This window comes from Novosphingobium sp. BF6 (assembly GCF_058273105.1).
In genome coordinates this window covers 2522142-2535644 of the sequence record NZ_CM177775.1, presented here as the reverse complement: position 1 = coordinate 2535644, position 13503 = coordinate 2522142, and the positions used below count along the sequence as shown (strand labels likewise).

At 61.3% G+C, this 13503-nt stretch carries 26 protein-coding genes; 12 read left to right on the top strand and 14 right to left on the bottom strand.

Annotation, left to right across the window (positions count from 1 at the left end):
- Positions 1-16 precede the first annotated feature (16 nt).
- The 14 genes from AC4D6D_RS12335 to AC4D6D_RS12270 all read right to left on the bottom strand — a co-directional run bounded on the left by AC4D6D_RS12335 (position 17) and on the right by AC4D6D_RS12270 (position 6172).
- Complete coding sequence (locus AC4D6D_RS12335) at positions 17-319, bottom strand: hypothetical protein (RefSeq protein ID WP_491325515.1); 303 nt, start codon at positions 317-319, stop codon at positions 17-19.
- Entirely contained in the window at positions 316-723 is a 408-nt protein-coding gene (locus AC4D6D_RS12330; RefSeq protein WP_491325514.1) for a hypothetical protein, read from the bottom strand. The genes AC4D6D_RS12335 and AC4D6D_RS12330 overlap by 4 nt, the downstream gene beginning before the upstream one ends.
- Entirely contained in the window at positions 713-931 is a 219-nt protein-coding gene (locus AC4D6D_RS12325; protein WP_491325513.1) for a hypothetical protein, read from the bottom strand. Before AC4D6D_RS12325 ends, AC4D6D_RS12330 begins: the two co-directional genes overlap by 11 nt.
- Positions 928-1128, bottom strand: a complete 201-nt coding sequence (locus AC4D6D_RS12320) for a hypothetical protein (protein ID WP_491325512.1) — start codon at positions 1126-1128, stop codon at positions 928-930. Before AC4D6D_RS12320 ends, AC4D6D_RS12325 begins: the two co-directional genes overlap by 4 nt.
- Positions 1128-2270, bottom strand: a complete 1143-nt coding sequence (locus AC4D6D_RS12315) for a hypothetical protein (protein WP_491325511.1) — start codon at positions 2268-2270, stop codon at positions 1128-1130. Before AC4D6D_RS12315 ends, AC4D6D_RS12320 begins: the two co-directional genes overlap by 1 nt.
- 439 nt (positions 2271-2709) lie before the next feature.
- On the bottom strand, positions 2710-3141 hold the full coding sequence (locus AC4D6D_RS12310) for a hypothetical protein (RefSeq protein ID WP_491325510.1): 432 nt from the start codon (positions 3139-3141) through the stop codon (positions 2710-2712).
- A 22-nt stretch (positions 3142-3163) separates the two neighbouring features.
- Positions 3164-4018 (bottom strand): helix-turn-helix domain-containing protein, encoded by an 855-nt coding sequence (locus tag AC4D6D_RS12305; protein ID WP_491325509.1) that lies wholly within the window; start codon positions 4016-4018, stop codon positions 3164-3166.
- 163 nt (positions 4019-4181) lie between these two features.
- A complete protein-coding gene (locus AC4D6D_RS12300) occupies positions 4182-4538 on the bottom strand; it encodes a hypothetical protein (protein WP_491325508.1) in 357 nt (118 codons plus the stop codon).
- On the bottom strand, positions 4535-4756 hold the full coding sequence (locus tag AC4D6D_RS12295) for a hypothetical protein (protein ID WP_491325507.1): 222 nt from the start codon (positions 4754-4756) through the stop codon (positions 4535-4537). Before AC4D6D_RS12295 ends, AC4D6D_RS12300 begins: the two co-directional genes overlap by 4 nt.
- Positions 4753-4905 carry a hypothetical protein gene (locus AC4D6D_RS12290; protein WP_491325506.1) on the bottom strand — a complete coding sequence of 51 codons (153 nt, stop codon included), beginning with the start codon at positions 4903-4905 and terminating at the stop codon, positions 4753-4755. Before AC4D6D_RS12290 ends, AC4D6D_RS12295 begins: the two co-directional genes overlap by 4 nt.
- Positions 4902-5057, bottom strand: a complete 156-nt coding sequence (locus AC4D6D_RS12285; protein WP_491325505.1) for a hypothetical protein — start codon at positions 5055-5057, stop codon at positions 4902-4904. Before AC4D6D_RS12285 ends, AC4D6D_RS12290 begins: the two co-directional genes overlap by 4 nt.
- Positions 5054-5512 carry a hypothetical protein gene (locus AC4D6D_RS12280; RefSeq protein ID WP_491325504.1) on the bottom strand — a complete coding sequence of 153 codons (459 nt, stop codon included), beginning with the start codon at positions 5510-5512 and terminating at the stop codon, positions 5054-5056. The genes AC4D6D_RS12285 and AC4D6D_RS12280 overlap by 4 nt, the downstream gene beginning before the upstream one ends.
- Positions 5505-5861 carry a hypothetical protein gene (locus tag AC4D6D_RS12275; protein WP_491325503.1) on the bottom strand — a complete coding sequence of 119 codons (357 nt, stop codon included), beginning with the start codon at positions 5859-5861 and terminating at the stop codon, positions 5505-5507. The genes AC4D6D_RS12280 and AC4D6D_RS12275 overlap by 8 nt, the downstream gene beginning before the upstream one ends.
- A gap of 113 nt (positions 5862-5974) precedes the next feature.
- The gene (locus AC4D6D_RS12270) at positions 5975-6172 is read right to left on the bottom strand and encodes a carph-isopro domain-containing protein (protein ID WP_491325502.1); all 198 of its coding nucleotides are present in this window, start codon (positions 6170-6172) and stop codon (positions 5975-5977) included.
- 15 nt (positions 6173-6187) lie between these two features.
- On the opposite strand from AC4D6D_RS12270, the gene AC4D6D_RS12265 reads away from it, so the two are divergent.
- The 12 genes from AC4D6D_RS12265 (at position 6188) to AC4D6D_RS12210 (ending at position 13503) form a co-directional block, all read left to right on the top strand.
- The gene (locus AC4D6D_RS12265; protein ID WP_491325501.1) at positions 6188-6889 is read left to right on the top strand and encodes a S24 family peptidase; all 702 of its coding nucleotides are present in this window, start codon (positions 6188-6190) and stop codon (positions 6887-6889) included.
- Between the two features lie 13 nt (positions 6890-6902).
- Positions 6903-7607 carry a hypothetical protein gene (locus AC4D6D_RS12260; protein WP_491325500.1) on the top strand — a complete coding sequence of 235 codons (705 nt, stop codon included), beginning with the start codon at positions 6903-6905 and terminating at the stop codon, positions 7605-7607.
- Positions 7608-7725: 118 nt separating this feature from the next.
- Positions 7726-8937, top strand: coding sequence for a DUF6745 domain-containing protein (locus AC4D6D_RS12255; protein ID WP_491325499.1), 1212 nt, complete (start codon positions 7726-7728; stop codon positions 8935-8937).
- 11 nt (positions 8938-8948) lie between these two features.
- A complete protein-coding gene (locus AC4D6D_RS12250) occupies positions 8949-9308 on the top strand; it encodes a DUF8820 family protein (RefSeq protein WP_491325498.1) in 360 nt (119 codons plus the stop codon).
- Positions 9268-9765, top strand: a complete 498-nt coding sequence (locus AC4D6D_RS12245; protein ID WP_491325497.1) for a hypothetical protein — start codon at positions 9268-9270, stop codon at positions 9763-9765. Before AC4D6D_RS12250 ends, AC4D6D_RS12245 begins: the two co-directional genes overlap by 41 nt.
- Positions 9762-9965 carry a hypothetical protein gene (locus AC4D6D_RS12240; protein ID WP_491325496.1) on the top strand — a complete coding sequence of 68 codons (204 nt, stop codon included), beginning with the start codon at positions 9762-9764 and terminating at the stop codon, positions 9963-9965. The genes AC4D6D_RS12245 and AC4D6D_RS12240 overlap by 4 nt, the downstream gene beginning before the upstream one ends.
- Positions 9962-10327 (top strand): hypothetical protein, encoded by a 366-nt coding sequence (locus AC4D6D_RS12235; RefSeq protein ID WP_491325495.1) that lies wholly within the window; start codon positions 9962-9964, stop codon positions 10325-10327. The genes AC4D6D_RS12240 and AC4D6D_RS12235 overlap by 4 nt, the downstream gene beginning before the upstream one ends.
- Entirely contained in the window at positions 10324-10548 is a 225-nt protein-coding gene (locus AC4D6D_RS12230; RefSeq protein WP_491325494.1) for a hypothetical protein, read from the top strand. The genes AC4D6D_RS12235 and AC4D6D_RS12230 overlap by 4 nt, the downstream gene beginning before the upstream one ends.
- A complete protein-coding gene (locus tag AC4D6D_RS12225; protein ID WP_491325493.1) occupies positions 10545-10820 on the top strand; it encodes a hypothetical protein in 276 nt (91 codons plus the stop codon). The genes AC4D6D_RS12230 and AC4D6D_RS12225 overlap by 4 nt, the downstream gene beginning before the upstream one ends.
- A gap of 51 nt (positions 10821-10871) precedes the next feature.
- A complete protein-coding gene (locus AC4D6D_RS12220; protein WP_491325492.1) occupies positions 10872-11792 on the top strand; it encodes a YqaJ viral recombinase family protein in 921 nt (306 codons plus the stop codon).
- Between the two features lie 2 nt (positions 11793-11794).
- Positions 11795-12745 (top strand): recombinase RecT, encoded by a 951-nt coding sequence (locus AC4D6D_RS12215; protein WP_491325491.1) that lies wholly within the window; start codon positions 11795-11797, stop codon positions 12743-12745.
- Positions 12742-13503: a DUF551 domain-containing protein gene (locus AC4D6D_RS12210; RefSeq protein ID WP_491325490.1), complete on the top strand. Its 762-nt coding sequence runs from the start codon at positions 12742-12744 to the stop codon at positions 13501-13503. Before AC4D6D_RS12215 ends, AC4D6D_RS12210 begins: the two co-directional genes overlap by 4 nt.

Below are 13503 nucleotides of genomic sequence, written 5' to 3'. Positions count from 1 at the left end.
GTATTTCATTTCCATCCTATACCTCCCTCTCACCGCTGCGGAGGGCGCAATCGAGCCAAGCGTCATGCTCGACACATTCGGTCAGGCAGAATGTGTCGTCTTCCGATATACACTCTCGTGCTGCCTGGAACCCAGCACGAAAGCCTTCCTCCAGCGCCTCGGCGCGGGCCTCGTGGCGGTGGCGGGCAATGCATTCGACCGTCACATTGCCATCGCACTTTCCTTCCCGAATGATACGGGCAAGGCTCCCCATTCCTGCGAACTTCAAAATCTCCGCAGGCGGATCGGGATGCGGCTGCGTAATCTCGATCTCGCTCATGACGGCTCCTTCCCGAGAGCGCGGCAGTCGGCGGCCGCTCGCAACATGTCTCCACGAGACTGTTCCGGCATGAATGGCGCCGATGCTTCGAGTTCATGGGCTGCGACGCCCAACGCCTCCCGCATCCTCGCATTCTCGGCTTTCAGCGCGCCGATTTCGATGCTCTGTTCCGTGAGCTTGTCCGCGAGGTCGTTGCGGTGTTTCTCGCTGCGCTCCCGCTCCTCGGCCAGCGCGTGGATGGCGGGGACGATCCGCCGGGTATAGTGCTCCATGCGCATATCCTGCTGCGTGGTGCCCATGAGGGGCGCGTCATCCCAGAACGGATCATCCCGCATCATGTCGACCAGTTCGCACACCAAGCCTTCCCCATCCAGCGCGCGCAGCTTTTCCGTGTCAAACGTCATGGCTCACCTCGAACATAGGGATTTCGGCGTCGGTCACCTCGCACCACACCGGGCGGGGGTCACCGATCTTGCGGAACTGATGCCAGTGGCCGTTACCGCTCCAGTTGAACCCGAGGTAGACCAAGCGCTCGGGCTGGTTCTTCCAGTTGTAGTGGCCGCCGCGAACCATCGCTTCTGGGGTCAGCTTGTCCGTGTCGATCTCGGTCATGCGCTTTCTCCCGGAACCACCTCTAACACGGTGACATTGACCACGGAGAAGTCAGGCTTCAACTCCTGCGCCTTGCGCAGAGCGATCCCTCGAGCCTCGTCCTCGTTGGCGGCCTCGGAATAACCTAAGGTGCTCGAGGTGGTGACTAACGATCCCATATGGCGCTGAAGAACCGTTCCGTAGACAAACAGTGGCATCAGCTTTCTCCCCCATCGTTCATAGGCGCAGCGGGCATCGGCATCCAATGTGTGAGGTAAGACATGCGCGCCATCACCTCTCCGCTGTCACAGAAATCATCGACGCGTTCGTCCCAGTGGACAATTGCTCGGTGAACCCCCTGATCTCCTGACAAGTCTCCGAAGTTATGGCCAAGCCCTATAAAATCCGATCCGTCCTTCGGTGCGCTGTCGATCCGTCTCCAGCCATCCACCAACCTTTCGGGATTGGTCGGGGTGGCGGGGAAATCTTCCCGGCGAGGATGGGTTTCGGCGCTAACAAGTGCCCAACGATACCCCATCGGCTCAACAATCGACGGCTCTGCGCCTCTCTTCCCAGAAAGAAACTCGGACAGCTTGGCGCTACTCAGGCCGATCGTTCGCGCATAGACGTTATGGCTAGAATCCGTCGCGTTGATCGCATCCCGAACCGACTCGCGCAATTCCTCCACGGTCCATTCGACTAGTCGTGTCGGGGTGGCGGGGCGAGCGTAGAGCGGGATGCAGGTTCCGCCCATCCGCCGGGCCTGATCCACTGCGGTTGGTTCATCGACGTGGGCATGAGCCCAAACGTCACCATCCTTCCGCCATTGCACGAGAAAGGCATCGGCCACCGGCTCCTCGCCCGCAGGTTCGGCGGGGTGATCCTCCCGCGCATGGGAATAGCAGGTGTCGCAAAGCTCTTCCGGGTCGCGGCCCTGCGCGAGGTCGCCCAGCAGGCCATGGCAGTTCGCGCAGCCGCCTTCCTCAGGTTCGGCTCTCCGCGCTTGCAGGGCAGCGATGTGACCAAGGATCACTCCAGCCTCACGAAGGGCGGATTGGCGCTCCCACCACAGTTCGTCTGCCTCACCCGCCTTCGGTGTCTTGTCCGCAAGTTCGTTGCAGATCGGGGCGTGCTTCTCTGCCGACCGCCTCAGAAGCTCGGGCCACTTCAACGCCTCCACCTCATCGGCGGCCGGGGTGGGGTGTCGGGTGTTCCAGGCGGTGATGGCTCCATGCGCCGAATAGCTCAAAGGCCCGTCCTTATGGCACGACAGGCAGCGAGCGTATTCAACATCGCCATCGCTCGATTGACAAAGCACGGCGTCTCCACCGCACTCGCACGGCATCAGCTTCTCAGTCATGGTCTTGGTCTCCGGGGAGGGGGTCATGTTGCTCACCACGAACCGTCCGATCCGCCGCCACCGAAGTCTCCACCGCCGCCCGAGAAGTCAGACGAGGACGACGAACTGTCGCTGGAGGATCCAAAGTCAGAGGCGTACGAAGGTGACGGATCGAACGCCCAGGCACCAGCGCCGAGACCAGCAAGTCCTAAGCCGTACGATTGGGCGCTATCGTCACTCTGGGAAGCCGATGCGCCAGAAGGTACGCGAGGATCGCTGACCACTCGGGTCATCGAACGATCCGATGCCTCACGACGGAGAATGGCTTGATCACGAGCCGCCTTTGCCTGCGCTTCCTTGCGAGCTTTGCGGCGCTTGAGAAATCCAATCATCATCAATCCTTCCATGTCACGTGAGATTGCCCTTCATCGAGCGGGGCGAGGGGGTGGGGGTGGGTCACTCAGATGTTCCCTCGCGTGCGCCGGACGTGCTTGTTGAATTCGTCCTGGGTCCACCCTTCGGCGACGTACTTGGCAACCTTGGCGTGGATAGCTTCGATCTCGCCCGGCTCTGGCTTCCAGACTGGTTTGCCGAACGTCTCTCGGTCTTCTGCGCGATCGATGAACCAGCGCTTCTGGCCGTTCTCGACGCGGCAGTTCAGGAACCAGCGCCAGCCCTGCGCCTCACTGAGCGGAAGCTCGTTGAGGTATTCGACACGGGCAGCGAGGTCTTCACGCTGGGGGGCTGCCGAACGCCTTTCGATGATCGTCTCCATCATCGCGATCAGCTCATTGGCACGCGGGAGAAAGTCCTTCCGGCGGACCCAAAGTTCGATCGCCTCCTGCAGCACATCGGGACGAGCATCCGCCACGTCCTGCGAAAGCAGAGCCATGCGGGCAGCGTGGGCCTGAAGGTCAGCCTTCGCCGATGGCTCGTAGCGGAGGCCAAGTTCCGCGATCATCTTCCTGATCTCGCTCGGCACGGCTTTCTGCTTCGGCTTGGGCGAGCATGTCGAGGAGAGGATTTCGCCGCTCACCACGCGAGCCGGCAGATTGTGAAACGGATTGGTGGTTAGGTCTCTCAGGTCGGTCATCGTATTTGCCTTCCAGGATCTTCGTCACGGTGTCGGGGCGGAGCAGGAAATCGATCGTGGCGCCGGACCATTTGCCGGTTTCGCCAAGGAGGAATGGTGATGCGGGTATTCGGGCGATGGCGCGGAGAATTGCATCCAGACCGTCATCCTTGAGCCTGGCGCAGCAGGATTTGCGCCGAGCCTCGGTTATTTTCTGGCATGATGGCACTCCGGCTTGGTCCGCCATCTCGTTCCATCGAACGAACACGATCTTGCAATCGTCGCGCTGCACGCGCGCTGTCTCTCTCAATGATGGTTCTTGATGGTTCTCTGACGGTTTGGGTGTCACTGTGACGGGGGTGGGGTGTCTCTGTGGCGGGGGTGGGGTGTCTCTGTGGCGGGGGTGACTTTGCGACTGGGGTGTCACTGTGACGGGGGTGTCACTGTGACGGGGGTGGAGGAAGTAACGAGTGCCGCGACCAACCACTTCGTGGCGCGACATGTGGCCGCCTTCTTCAATGGCTTTTGTGGCGCGCTGGACGGTTCGCTCGCTGACCCCAGTCTTGCGCATCAGAGTGGCGATCGACGGCCAGCACTCTCCCTCGTCATTCGCGCAGTCGGCCAGCGCCAGCATGACCAGCTTTTCAGTGGCGGGCAGTTCTATATCCCACACCATGGTCATGTAGCGGATGCTCACGCTGGCATCTCCCCCTTGGATGCAGCGTAGCGATCGCGGTGCAGCGAGTTGCGGATGTTCCCGCGTATCCCGACACACAGGAAACCGGGAAGCGCTCCGCACTGTGGGCAAATCGCATTGATGGCAGCGCGGCGCTTACTGTCGCGGCGGGGCTGGGTCGGCCTCACAGCGCAATCTCCACCCGGCCAGGCTTGCAAGGCTCGGCAAATTGGTATGTTGGGCGGAAGCGGCGATCGTCTACGCCAAGGGTTTCAGCGACAGCATCACGGGCGGCCTTAAGCGACCCGATCATGTTGTCATCGTCTCGGCTCCGCTTGTCAGGCGGAAAGAACGTTATGGTCATTAGAATAGGACCGTCGCCTTCAGCAAGGCGTTCGCGCGTCTCATGGAATCCCTTAGCGGCCACAGTCGCCCACCCGGCATTGATCTTCGCCGATTGTTTGGGGCCAACTTTGGCGCGCCAGTGAAGGCGGGCGTTCGGCGACAACCGCTTATCGGGCCACGACAGCGTGATGATCACAGCAGCCTCTCCGGATCATTCTTGATGAAGTTGTCCCGAGCGTTCACCGCAGCGATGACGCCGGCCGATGATTCCGCCTTCTCGCGCTGGGCCTTCAGTATCTTCTCATCGGCCTTGCGGTCGCGCGTCAGGGCGAACTGAAGCAGGATTTCGAGCTGCTCCAAGCTCTCGGGAGCGGCGGTGAGGCCTGCCTCGATCTGGGCGAGGGTGGCGATCATGCCCGCTCCTCCGGCAGGAGGATGTCATGCATCTCGTTGCGCTTGGCCTCGGCAATAAGCATCGCCAGCTTGCGGCGCGTGGCGTCGAGCTGCACCGGCAGGTAGCGCTTGCGGTTGTAGGCTGCGAGACGACGCTGACGGGGTGTCATGCCGCCTTCTCCTGCCGAGCGCGCCACCGCTGCTTGAGGCTGTCGTACTGGCCGCTGGTGAGATCGAGGGCCTGCTTGACCTCGGCGCGCGGGGTTCCTTTTGCCATCATCGCGGCGAAGGTGGCGCGGCGCTGGGCGTAGAAGTCGCTCATGCTGCCCTCCCATCGACGGGACGCAGCTTTCCAAGCTGTTCCTCCAGCGCATCGCGGGCCTGCTCCAGGGCAGCACGGTTGGCGCGGATGTCCTCGGGGGAGATATGACCGCCAACGCAGGCGCTATGCAGGGCAAGAGCGGCCTTCAGAACTGCGGACTGCCCGTCGTGGTCATTGACCTTCCCGGCGCGGCTATCGACGCACAGGCGATCGAAGTATCCAGTGAATCGGCCGTTCCACGCTCTCTTGCCGCGCCCGAACGTCACCGCGTTCATTGCCGCACTGCCGTCAGCGTACTTGGCCGCCTGATCGTCGCTGACACCAAGCTCTGCTCCTATATCAGCCCATGTCAAGCCGTCTTCAGCCTTGATCTCACCGAGCGCCTTGCCAATTGCTGCAAGTGCGTTCGAAGCGGAGTATGTCGGCTTTTTGCCGACGATTGCCGGGTCACTCATGACCTACATGGCTCCCATGTTCGAAGTTGTTGAAATTGATGGAAAGGCCCGCCTCGCCGGTTGGGTGTGGGTTCAGCGAGGCGGGCAGGGTCACGACTGCGCCAGCAGGTGCGGCGGCAGTGTGGGGCAAGGGGTGGCCGATGCGCTGCTGTGCAACGTCACCGGCCTGCGACCCGCTGGGCGGCGGGGTAAACTTCTTGGTCAGCGCGCGCTCGAACATGCGAGCAGTGCGGCGCGGCATGGGCTTTCCCTCGACGAAAACAGGATCGACGAACGGGCCAGCGTTCAAGGCGCGAGTGATGCGCCGCAGATCAGCGCGCGAACCGGTGATGTAGGCAGCGTTTCCCACGCCTCACTCCCCCGGAAAGCGGCTGTTGGCGCGCATGCAGGCAGCGAACGCCGCAGCAGCAACCAGCAGCACGGCCAGCGTCGGCCCGCAGGTCTCGATGAGGAGGAGCCAGGTCATGCGGCGGCGCTGACCGGAAGCTTCTTTCCTTCAACTTTGGCGACCAGCTTGAGATGGGCCATCCTTGATGCCGGGATACCGATCTTCCGCCAACTGTGGACGGTCGAAACCGGGGCATCCAACAGGCGAGCCACCGCGGAGGTGCCGCCCATCGCGTCGATCACTGCGTTCGCATATTTTGGTGAGTGTGCCATGCGGAGTGTTATGCGATGATCGCAACCCAATCGCAAGTTATTTTATGCGATAATCGCTTTTGCCCTCCGTCTGCGGTTGTCGCAAAAGGCGGCATGAATAATTCCGAGATCCGAGAGCTGATTAAATCCAGAGGGTGGCGGCAGGTTGATATCGCCGAAGCTCTCGGAATCAGTCAGGATAAGGTGAACAAATCCCTGTCCGGCGTACGCCAGTGGCAGGGAAAAGAGGTTGTCAAGCTTATCTCCATGTTTGGAGACCACGACAATAGCGGACACCACCCGGAGCAAGTGCCTGTCGGACATGACGATGGGTATGTGGAAGTCGCCGTGCTGCCGTCATATGCTGGGATGGGGGGCGGAGGAACGGGTGAAGGCGAGCAAAGCATAGCCCGCCTTTCGCGCCGCCTGATCGAAGAGGAACTACGCGGCAGACCTTCAGATTTCGAACTCATTGACGTTCGCGGCGACAGCATGGAGCCTGACTTCCAGCATGGCGATCAGATATTGATCGATCGCCGCGACAGGGATCCTCGGCAACCAGGTTCGTTCGTTCTTTGGGATGAAGACGGATACGTCGTGAAGCTCGTTGAGCGAGTGCCTGGGAAGCGCGGTTGGTATCGCGTTTTCAGCGCTAACTCGCGGTACTCCGAATACGAAATCGAAGAAACTGAGGCTACGATACGAGGCAGGCCAGTTTGGTTTGCGCGTCGTCTCTGATTGGGGGGCATCCATGAAAGGTCTTTTGCTTGCTGCCGCGCTTTTGGTTGCGACAGCACCTGCTGCGCTTCAGGCAAAATCGGTTGCAAAAGAGTTTCAGGAGGCTTGGGCCTCTCGGTCTGCGCGATATGAGCAACAGGCGCAGGATGCCAGAACCAAGCTTGAAGCTGGCAAGCAGCTAATCAAGACTGGTTCGAGTGAACAGCAGGTCCGTGGCGCGATTGGTGACGCGCTAAATGGCACCTATGAATATGGCTATTACAAAGGCCGAGGTCTCGCTTTGGCAAGCGTGCAGGAGTTGATAAAAAGCAAGCCATCGTCGGTAAAAGCGAACCTGTGGATGCAGGATCAGATCGACCAGCTTCAAGAGCGTGCGCGGGCGGCGACGCAGAATATGGAGCAAGCAAGAAGCATAGCCCTCAATCCTGGCAACACAGATCCAGAAACAGGCGTCGCGGCCATGGGAAGTGCGATGTTTGAATCTGGCTCTGTGAAGGGCGTGGCCGATGAGCTGGCGCTTATGAACCAGAACCTATCGCTCTACTTCCCGGCCAAAAGCGTGGAGGAACGCCAGAAGCGTGCCGCATGGGCCGGGGTTTTTCAATCAATCGGGCAGATCGGGCAGAACATGACCGCCCAGAGCCAAGCTATGATGAACCGCAATTGGAGCGCCACATGCTCAACCACCGGCGGTTTCACGCGCTGTAGCGGGAACTGAGGCGAATCAGCCATCGCACAGAAAATTGCGATGATCGCATTTTAAGGCTTGCGATAATCACATAAACGTCGCATAACCAAATCCAACGGCGCATCCGGCGCCCGAGGATTTGGACATCATGCCCAACAAGATCGAACGGCTGACGGCAGAGCAGGAAGCATACCTCCCCGTCTTCCGTAAGCAGTATCTCGACATCGCATGCGGCGCCGCCCGTGCGGATCGCGAGAAGCTGCAAACCGCTCTCACCGACGCATATGCCGAGATCGGTAAGCCTTCTCCCGCGCTGTTCATTTTTGACAGCCCGGCCGCCTGCATGCTTGCCATCAAGATTTTTGAGATGGGCGATAAAGGGCCTCTCGGTTCACTGAAGGACCAGCTCTGGGACCAGCTCTGGGGCCAGCTCAGGGGCCAGCTCGGGGACCAGCTCAGGGGCCAGCTCGGGGGCCAGCTCAGGGACCAGCTCGGGGGCCAGCTCTGGGACCAGCTCAGGGGCCAGCTCTGGGGCCAGCTCGGGGGCCAGCTCGGGGGCCAGCTCGGGGGCCAGCTCGGGGGCCAGCTCAGGGGCCAGCTCTGGGACCAGCTCGGGGGCCAGCTCTGGGGCCAGCTCGGGGGCCAGCTCAGGGACCAGCTCGGGGGCCAGCTCTGGGACCAGCTCGGGGGCCAGCTCAGGGGCCAGCTCTGGGACCAGAAAATCTGGAACTCCAATTTTCTGTGGGGCAGCCAAGACCTTTACTGGATCGCCTGGGGCAAGTTCGCCCAGCACATCGGCGTTAATCTCAATCCTGAGACTTCGCGGCGCCTCGACATTATGGATCGCATCGGCCGCCAGTGCGAATGGTGGTGGCCGTTCGAAAACATGGTCATCGCGTGTGAACGGCCAACCGGCGTTCGTTTCGATGGCGAGGCTCGCCTTCACTGCGAGAACGGCCCAGCTGTCGAGTACGCGGATGGCTATGCGATGCACGCTTGGCGCGGCCTCCGTATTCCCAGCGAGTGGATCACCGATGGGCCTCCCGAGCCGGCAGAAGCGCTGCGCCTCGACAATACCGAACTGCGCCGCATCGCCTGCGAAATGCGCGGTTGGCACAACATCCTTCCAGCGCTTCCCAACGCAAAGATGATCGATCGGCATCCCAACCCACAAGTTGGTGAACTCTGGCAGGGCGATCTTCCAGACCACGGACCAGAGCGCTTCCTCCGCGTCGAATGCGGGACGGGCCGAACTTTTGCCCTGCCTGTCGGGATGGAATTCGCCACGGCTCGTGAAGCCAATGCCGCGACCTACGGGGTGGCCCCGCAGGTCCTCGATAACCTCCAGTTCCGTACCTGAAAGGAAGTACCATGAAGCTTGCACAGCACGTCATCGGCATGCCGATCGCTCAGGGCGATGTCATGCTCATTCCGGTGGCTGAAATGCCCGAGACCGGACGCACGATCGCAGCTACCGAGAACGGCGCTCACATCGTCACCCATAGTGAGACGGGCCACCACCATGTCATCATGGAACGGCCCGGCGTGCAGATGTTCCAGGACACGATGGACATCTTCCGTTCGTGGCTTGTGATCTCCGGCGAACCGGCTGATCTGGAGCACCTTCGCACCACCGACACCCATGAAACCGTGCGCCTTTCCCCGGGCGTTTGGGAGGTGCGTCGCCAGCGTGAATATTCACCTGCCGGTTGGCAGCGCGCCGCGGACTGACGCCCCCGGACCCTGCTGCTTCTACCCCCGGCAGCAGGGCGAGGATGGCTTTAGGCCTTCAGAGGATTTGGACATGCAAATCACCACCGTTTTCACCGCAGATCGCGAGTTCCACGACGCCCACATCGCGTCGCTTGAGCAGGCCTGCGAAACGCCGGGCGGATATAGCCGAGAGTTCCTGACCGCGCTCCAGAACATTGCCCAGCGCTCGCTTGATGCGATGCCGCTGCATCCGGTTTCGACCTCTGGCGATAGCTGGATGATCCCGGTTCTGATTGAGCGCCGCCGCAATGACACGCGCAGGCTCAAGGGCGTCGTTGCCGAGTGCAAGATCCTGCTGAACGGCGTCCCTTGCGAGTTCGAGGAAGCTGCGATCGAGCTGGCCGAGTGGCTGGGCGAAGATCGCATTCTGGAAATGGCAGCGCACCGCGCGGTTGTCGAGGAGAAGGCGGCATGACCACCACCCCCAAACACACCCTTTACCGCGGTTGGACGGTTTACCAAGACCCTGCACCCCTCTGGGAAGGCGCTCGCTGGGTAGGCTGCTCCGACAAGTTCGAGACCTGCGTTTCCAACACCACGTTGGGCGAGGTCATGCTCGATATCGATGACGTGGAGGATGAAGCAAGCTGGAAGGCTGGGGAGAGGGCGGCATGAGCGACGCACGCGCCGAATATTGGCGGGAGGCCGTCATGATGGCTTTTGAAGACGCCGGTCTTTGGGATGCCATCAAAGACATTCCCATGGAGAAGTTGATGCAGGTCGGAGAGGCTTTGGAGGTCTCTGCCGAGCATCAGGGCATGGCATTCTACTCGCCGCCTGCATCCGACCGCATCGCTGACATTGAGCGGGAATGGAAGGGTAAAATCGCCCGGCTTCAGGCTGAGCATGACCGCTACGTCGAGACCACAGGTAAGACGCTTGGACGCATTCTCCGCCAGCACTCCGACACCCCTGTCTTCATGACCGAAGACGGCAACGTTTATCGCGCCGGCGGTCGTACGGAGCAGATCGCATGAACGCCTTCGCCAAGAGCCAAGCGGAGTTCGACCTCGCAGCGCTGGAAAGGCTGAACGATCGCCTCGACCGCAGCCGCGAAGAATTCGTCCAAGCCATCGGTCTTCTCAGCTGCTTCCTCACCGCAATGCGCATGGAAGGCTCAAACGGCCACCTCACCGAAAAAGCATGGCGCGATACTGAAGAGGCAATGCACGCCTGGGGATTGGAGATTGCGTTGTGACCAAACCCATCGCCACCCGCCTGCACTACGGCGAGGAAGTGCCCGCCTATTTCTGCGCGCCCCAGAGGAAGCGTCAGAGCCAGGCCGACAAGGATCCGACCAGCGTCATCGGCAAGTACCGGGCGATGCAGGCTGAACAAGCCCGCGTTGCTAAGGAACTCGGTGTCGCGCCGGAAGTGAGCCTTCCGAAAGGGATTGCCAGCATTTCGCTTGGCCTCGTCGGTATCGCTGCTGCGCTGCTTCTCGGCGTTGGCGTGGGGCTTTGGAACTAGTTTCTCAACAGGAGCGCCCGGGCACCTAACAAGGCCCGGGCTGATATTTCAATGATCTCTCCAGATCAAGACGCACTGTTCCGCGCAAAGCATGTCGGCGGCTCCGAGGTTTCTGCGCTGTTCGGCTGCAATCCGTGGCTGACGGAATTCGAGCTTTGGCACCGCAAGCGCGGGACCATCGCGACGCCCGAGTTCAACGCGATAAAGCCGGACGGTACTCCGGAGAATGAGCGCATCTATTGGGGTGTCATGCTGGAAGCAGCTATCGTCGAGGCGGCAAAGGAGCGCTACGGCTACGTCGATCGCGAGGACAAGGACCCGCTGAGCAATGGCCAAGGCCTTGGCGGTCACCCGGATCGCAAGGTCACTTGCCCCCAGCGCGGCAAGATCATCCTAGAAACGAAGATGGTCGACTGGCTGGAGCGCAAGAAGTGGGGCGACGAACCGCCGCTACACTATCTCTTGCAGGGCAACACCTACGCCGGTCTCGATTATGTCGACGGCTTCGACATGCTCATCCTTGTCGGTGGCAACCAGCTTGAGCGCATCCAGTACGATTTCCGGCCCAAGCTGTTCGCGGAGGCTGAGCGGCGCACACGCGAGTTCTGGAAGTCAGTTGCAGAAGGCAGAGAGCCGAAGCCGGACTACAGCCGCGACGGTGACGCACTCAAGGAAGTCTATTCCGAGCAGGGAACAGAGACGATCGATCTCGCAGGTGACAACCGGGCTGCGATCGCTGCTGCTGAGTACCTCACCGCCGCCGAAGAAGAGCGCCAAGCGAAGGCCCGCAAGGAAGCCGCGCAGGCCGAATTGATCGACAAGCTCAAGGATGCTGCTGTCGGGTTCATGGACGGCTTCACCATCAAGTCAACGCTCGTCGCCGGGATACCGGATCGCAAGGCCAAGGCTGACGAGATCATCCGCGGGCGCAAACCGTACCGCAGGTTCAGCATCAAGGAATTGGAGGCGTAATCATGGCATCCCAGGCAAACAATCCCGTCGCCGTCATCCGGCAGAACCTCGAAGTCATGGCGCCGCAGTTCAAGGCAGCGCTCCCGGCGCACGTCACGGTTGAGAAGTTCAGCCGCGTCGCAATGACCGCGATCCAGAACAACCCTCAACTTCAGAATGCTGATCGCTCGAGCCTGTTCGGCGCGGTGGTTAAGCTGGCCCAAGACGGACTTCTCCCAGATGGCCGGGAAGCCGCCCTCGTGATGTTCGGCAATAAGGCTCAGGCCATGCCGATGATCGCGGGCGTGCTTAAAAAGATACGCCAGTCCGGCGAGGTCGCCAAGATCAGTGCGCAGGTGGTCTACGAGAACGACCATTTCAAAGTGAGTTACGGCTTCGACGAAGACGTAGAGCACAGCCCGCCTGCGCTTGACCAAGCGCGCGGGAAGGCCATAGGTGCCTACGCAACCGCTGTTCTCAAGGATGGCTCACGGCTGCTCGAGGTGATGAGCCTCGAAGAGATCGAGAAGGTACGAAAGGTCAGCCGGGCATCCGGTAATGGGCCATGGGTGCAGTGGTGGGGCGAGATGGCCCGCAAGACCGTGATGCGTCGCCTGTCCAAGCGCCTGCCGATGAGCACCGATCTGGAAGAGAACGTGTTCCAGCGCGACGAGACGATGCCGCAGCAGGTGGATTACCAGCAGGCCGGCGCTATCGACGGCGGAACCGTCCAGGCCGAACAGCCCGCCGTCAGCCGCCTCGAAGCGCTCGAGCATCACATCGAAGGCCCGGCAGATGAACAGCGCGGCGAGTCTGTGGGCTTCGCAGACCTCAAGGCGCAGATCGACGCTGTGACGGATCGCGAAGGCTGGGAAATGGCCGACAACGCCTTGCTCGCGGTTGAACTGACCGACGCTGAGCACGCCGAACTCACCCACGCGCTGGACCTCAAGAAGAGCGAGATTGCCGCATGAGCACCACCGCCTCCGATATCGCTGCGGGCGACGACCGCACCACCGCGCAGTTCTTCTTTGAGGTCGGCTACAGCGCCGCTTGGGCTGATGCCTACATGGCGAACGGCAAGAAGGCCGCTTTCCCTATCAGCGACGAGTCCCTTGAGCGGGCTTGGGCTATCGCGCCCGAGGCCCACGACGACCGCGAAGAGTGGGATCGCCACATGGCTGCGACCCGGCAGCCGCCTCTGCGGATCATCAAGGATGTCGAGGCCGGAACCGCCGACCTCGCGCCAATCTCCGGCGCAGTGAGTGATCACGCTATCCGCAGTCTGCAAATCCGCAGTCCCCTGAACCAAGCGATCTACGGCGCGATCCGTGACTTCCGCATGGGCAACATGTGCGACGAAGATGGGTATCCGTGGCCGCTGGTCGATCTGATGAGCAATCCCGCGCCTTGCGACATCAGCACCGGAGAGGAGCAGATGGTCTCGCTGGCCGACGATGTTTGCGAGGCGGTCGAGGCCATGTCCCCTTGGCAGCCTATCGAGACCGCGCCGAAGGATGGATGGCACGCGCCGATCCTGACCTGCCGCATGGGTGAACCCACTGATTGGTTCGGCAAGGAATCGGTAGGCGGATACGCCGAGCCGCCCGAAGCTGCCTACTGGAATGAGCACGGCGACTGCTGGACACCCTGCCAGCGCCCGCACGACGTATGGGAGCCGACACACTGGATGCCGTTGTTCGCCGCCCCATCTCAGATCGAGGAGGGGTGA

Excerpts from the sequence above, each read along its gene's own strand:
- AC4D6D_RS12335 (WP_491325515.1), bottom strand. The coding sequence starts at position 319 with ATGAGCGAGATCGAGATTACGCAGCCGCATCCCGATCCGCCTGCGGAG.
- AC4D6D_RS12330 (WP_491325514.1), bottom strand. The coding sequence starts at position 723 with ATGACGTTTGACACGGAAAAGCTGCGCGCGCTGGATGGGGAAGGCTTG.
- AC4D6D_RS12325 (WP_491325513.1), bottom strand. The coding sequence starts at position 931 with ATGACCGAGATCGACACGGACAAGCTGACCCCAGAAGCGATGGTTCGC.
- AC4D6D_RS12320 (WP_491325512.1), bottom strand. The coding sequence starts at position 1,128 with ATGCCACTGTTTGTCTACGGAACGGTTCTTCAGCGCCATATGGGATCG.
- AC4D6D_RS12315 (WP_491325511.1), bottom strand. The coding sequence starts at position 2,270 with ATGACTGAGAAGCTGATGCCGTGCGAGTGCGGTGGAGACGCCGTGCTT.
- AC4D6D_RS12310 (WP_491325510.1), bottom strand. The coding sequence starts at position 3,141 with ATGGCTCTGCTTTCGCAGGACGTGGCGGATGCTCGTCCCGATGTGCTG.
- AC4D6D_RS12295 (WP_491325507.1), bottom strand. The coding sequence starts at position 4,756 with ATGATCGCCACCCTCGCCCAGATCGAGGCAGGCCTCACCGCCGCTCCC.
- AC4D6D_RS12290 (WP_491325506.1), bottom strand. The coding sequence starts at position 4,905 with ATGACACCCCGTCAGCGTCGTCTCGCAGCCTACAACCGCAAGCGCTAC.
- AC4D6D_RS12285 (WP_491325505.1), bottom strand. The coding sequence starts at position 5,057 with ATGAGCGACTTCTACGCCCAGCGCCGCGCCACCTTCGCCGCGATGATG.
- AC4D6D_RS12280 (WP_491325504.1), bottom strand. The coding sequence starts at position 5,512 with ATGAGTGACCCGGCAATCGTCGGCAAAAAGCCGACATACTCCGCTTCG.
- AC4D6D_RS12270 (WP_491325502.1), bottom strand. The coding sequence starts at position 6,172 with ATGGCACACTCACCAAAATATGCGAACGCAGTGATCGACGCGATGGGC.
- AC4D6D_RS12265 (WP_491325501.1), top strand. The coding sequence starts at position 6,188 with ATGATCGCAACCCAATCGCAAGTTATTTTATGCGATAATCGCTTTTGC.
- AC4D6D_RS12260 (WP_491325500.1), top strand. The coding sequence starts at position 6,903 with ATGAAAGGTCTTTTGCTTGCTGCCGCGCTTTTGGTTGCGACAGCACCT.
- AC4D6D_RS12255 (WP_491325499.1), top strand. The coding sequence starts at position 7,726 with ATGCCCAACAAGATCGAACGGCTGACGGCAGAGCAGGAAGCATACCTC.
- AC4D6D_RS12250 (WP_491325498.1), top strand. The coding sequence starts at position 8,949 with ATGAAGCTTGCACAGCACGTCATCGGCATGCCGATCGCTCAGGGCGAT.
- AC4D6D_RS12240 (WP_491325496.1), top strand. The coding sequence starts at position 9,762 with ATGACCACCACCCCCAAACACACCCTTTACCGCGGTTGGACGGTTTAC.
- AC4D6D_RS12235 (WP_491325495.1), top strand. The coding sequence starts at position 9,962 with ATGAGCGACGCACGCGCCGAATATTGGCGGGAGGCCGTCATGATGGCT.
- AC4D6D_RS12230 (WP_491325494.1), top strand. The coding sequence starts at position 10,324 with ATGAACGCCTTCGCCAAGAGCCAAGCGGAGTTCGACCTCGCAGCGCTG.
- AC4D6D_RS12220 (WP_491325492.1), top strand. The coding sequence starts at position 10,872 with ATGATCTCTCCAGATCAAGACGCACTGTTCCGCGCAAAGCATGTCGGC.
- AC4D6D_RS12215 (WP_491325491.1), top strand. The coding sequence starts at position 11,795 with ATGGCATCCCAGGCAAACAATCCCGTCGCCGTCATCCGGCAGAACCTC.
- AC4D6D_RS12210 (WP_491325490.1), top strand. The coding sequence starts at position 12,742 with ATGAGCACCACCGCCTCCGATATCGCTGCGGGCGACGACCGCACCACC.